The sequence below is a fragment of the Bacillus sp. JJ864 genome (assembly GCF_036963045.1).
In the GTDB taxonomy this organism is placed as follows: Bacteria; Bacillota; Bacilli; order Bacillales; family Bacillaceae_G; genus Bacillus_A; species Bacillus_A pseudomycoides_C.
In genome coordinates, this window is sequence record NZ_JBALLY010000081.1 from 19,075 (window position 1) to 22,574 (window position 3,500).

Genomic DNA, 3,500 nt, shown 5'->3' on the forward strand with positions numbered 1-3,500 from the left:
TTTCTTTGTTGTCCAGCTCCAGCGGCTAGAATCTCCGGCCGTTTCGCCCCCTTGGACGAGGCAAAAAGCGCCTCTCTGTCAGGGGCTCCAACGTCCTGCGATTCTGGCGAGCCGCTTCCGCTTTTCTAAAGAAGTTAGGTGGGAGATAAACTGCCCGTAAAAGCCCGATTGGTTTAACTAATAATCAGTGGGTGGGATGAAGAACCCCCCACTGATTAAAGTTTCACTTTATTATTTACGCTAGGAAACACATATAAAGTTTCTGATTTGTGAATAGCGATAGCTTACTTTGCGGCGACGGCCTGCTTTCCATGTATATCCGGATACTCCATGTGTTCTTACTTCAGTCGGATAAAACCAAAAGTCCCTCCCAAAAGGGCCTTGTCCTCTTAACCCAATAAATCCCCATCTCCCTAAACAATTACACAGCGCTGATCGTATTGAACCCATTTGTGCAGGAGCAGAAAATGTAGATGGTGCTGATGGTGGTTGTGCGGGTGGTGCTGATGTTGGCGCATCTTCAGCATCGTCGGGACGATATACATCATCATCGATTTCTCTCATGTCCCCTAAGGATTGATAATTAGGATTTTGCGGATAATACTGTGGTTGATGATAATTTGGATGCGGAAAATACATTGGTTGATTATTCATGAAAACATCACCTCATCTTTTTTTATTCACATTTACAATATTAGTATGTAGTGTGCTCCCTATATGAAGCTTATTCGTAGCCTAAAAATGCCTTTATCTTCTTTTTGAAAAATTCATAAAATATTCATAAAATGTTGGGGAATAATATGAAATATTACATATTCAGTTATTTGGATTTAATAATATGTTATTTTATTTTAATGATATACAGATATGGGGGAGAATTATGAAAAAGAAAATGAATCAAATTATGCTTGGAATTAGTACAATGGCCTTGTCTTTAGGTGCGTTGCAAGCTGAAGTATCAGCGGAAGAAAAAGTACCTTACAATGTACTGCAAATGAAACCAGCAGGGATAGAAAAGCCAAAAGATGCAGTTGCTCATTCCTCAAAGGCTGATGAAACATTATCATTTGAAGAACGTTTAAAAGTAGGAGATTTTTCACAGAAGCCAGCCCCCGCTAAGAAAAGTGTGAAAGCAAATCAGTCGCAGCAAAGCTATACTTTAGATGAGCTGAATAAAATGAGCGATGAGGAGTTAATTGATACACTAGCGAATATTCGCAGCGGACAAATTAAAGGTTTATTTCAGTTTAACGAAGAAACAAAAGCTTTCTATGGAAATAAAGAGCGTATGCAAGTAATTATGAATGGATTAGAGAAACGAGGAAGTACGTTTACAAAAAATGATACAAAAGGAATTGATACATTTACTGAAGTGCTCCGCTCCGCTTTTTATGTCGGAGCTTATAATGAGGAATTAAGTTATTTAAAAGAGAGAAGCTTCAAAGATAAATGTTTACCGGCATTAAAAGCAATTGCGAAGAATCCAAACTTTAAACTTGGTACAGCTGAGCAAGATTTGGTTGTAAATGCATACGGGGATTTAATGAGGAATGCTTCTAGTGACGTTGAAACGGTGCAATATGCAGCAAAAATTTTAAAACAGTATAATAATAACCTTTCTACATATGAAAATGACCGTAAGAAAGGAGAGGCTGTATACGCTTTGATGCAAGCTGTTGATGCTGATATAGATACTGATTGGATCCTTTCGGGTAAAGAGCCAAATGCGACAATGTGGTATGGGAAGATTGATAGTTTTATAAATGAAGTCAATAAAATGGCGCTTATAGGTAATGTGACGGATAAAAATGGTTGGCTCATTAATAACGGTATTTACTATGCAGGACGTTTAGGGAAATTTTATAGTAATCCGAAGAAAGGGTTAGACGTTGTTACGCAAGCAATGGGGATGTATCCATATTTAGGAGAGCAATATTTTGGTGCGGCACAGCAGATTGCTACAAATTACGGCGGAGTAGATGCCAACGGAAAAACAGTAAATTTAGATCAAATTAAAGAAGAGGGAAAGAAGAAATTTTTACCTAAAACGTATACATTTGATGACGGAGCAATTGTCTTTAAAACGGGAGATAAAGTGACAGAGGAAAAAATCCAAAGATTGTATTGGGCTGCGAAAGAAGTAAAAGCACAATATCACCGTGTAATCGGAAATGATAAAGCATTAGAACAAGGGAATGCGGATGATGTATTAACAATCGTGATTTATAATACGCCAGATGAATATAAATTTAACCAGCAATTGTACGGATATGAAACGGGTAATGGTGGTATTTATATCGAAAACGTAGGAACGTTCTTTACATATGAGCGTACGCCGCGGCAAAGTATTTATAGTTTAGAAGAATTGTTCCGTCATGAATTTACACACTATTTGCAAGGAAGATATGAAGTGCCTGGGTTATGGGGGCAAGGAGACTTTTATAAAGATGAACGTTTGACATGGTTTGAAGAAGGAAATGCCGAATTCTTTGCAGGATCGACGCGAACGAATAATGTAGTGCCGCGTAATAGTGTTATAAGGGGTTTAGCAAACGAACCAGCAGAACGCAATACAGCAGAACAAACATTACATGCAAAATACGGAACGTGGGATTTTTATAACTATTCCTTTGCATTACAGTCTTATCTGTATAATCACAAATTTGATACATTCGATAAAATACAAGATTTAATTCGTGCAAATGATGTGCAAGGTTATGATGCATACCGAGAGGCGTTAAGTAAAGATGCACAATTGAATAAAGAATATCAAACATATATGCAGCAATTAATTGATAATCAAGAAAAATTTACTGTGCCGCAAGTATCAGATGATTATTTAGTAAGTCATGCACAGAAGTCACTAACTGAAGTGAAGCAGGAAATTGCAGATGTTGCGAATGTAAAAGATGCAAAAATTACAAAGCATAAGTCTCAATTCTTTAATACATTTACAGTTGAAGGTACGTATACAGGCAATGCAACGAAAGGTGAATCTGAAGACTGGAAAACGATGAGTAAACAAGTGAACGAAGCATTAGAGAAGCTGTCACAAAAAGAATGGAGCGGTTATAAAACAGTAACAGCGTACTTTGTAAATTATCGTGTAAATAATGAAAATCAGTTCCAATATGATATTGTTTTCCACGGCATTGCAACAGATGAAGGCGAAAGTCAAGGAACGATTGTAAGGAGAAAAGATTCATATTCCGGGGAAGAAAATAACGCAATTCAGTTTAAGAGCGATAGTTCAAAAGCTGAAGATCGAAAAATCGTTTCTTACCTTTGGGATTTTGGAGATGGGGAAACAAGCACAGAAGCAAATCCTACTCATGCATATGAAAAAGAAGGAACGTATACGGCAACCGTAACAATGAAAGATGATCAAGGAAAAGAAAGTAAAGAACAAATGACAGTTAATGTAGAGCGAACAAGAGAAACATATTACGGGGAAGAAAATAGCGCAATTCAGTTTAAGAGCGATAGTTCAAAAGCTGAAG

The 3,500-nt window shown here is 37.2% G+C and carries 2 protein-coding genes; one reads left to right on the forward strand and one right to left on the reverse strand.

Features of this window, described 5'->3' with window-relative positions:
- Nucleotides 1-240: 240 nt before the first annotated feature.
- Nucleotides 241-654 carry a hypothetical protein gene (locus V7024_RS13705; protein ID WP_335520887.1) on the reverse strand — a complete coding sequence of 138 codons (414 nt, stop codon included), beginning with the start codon at nt 652-654 and terminating at the stop codon, nt 241-243.
- A gap of 226 nt (nt 655-880) precedes the next feature.
- On the opposite strand from V7024_RS13705, the gene V7024_RS13710 reads away from it, so the two are divergent.
- Nucleotides 881-3,500, forward strand: a 2,620-nt coding sequence (locus tag V7024_RS13710; protein WP_335520889.1) for a collagenase, incomplete at its 3' end; no start/stop codon positions are given.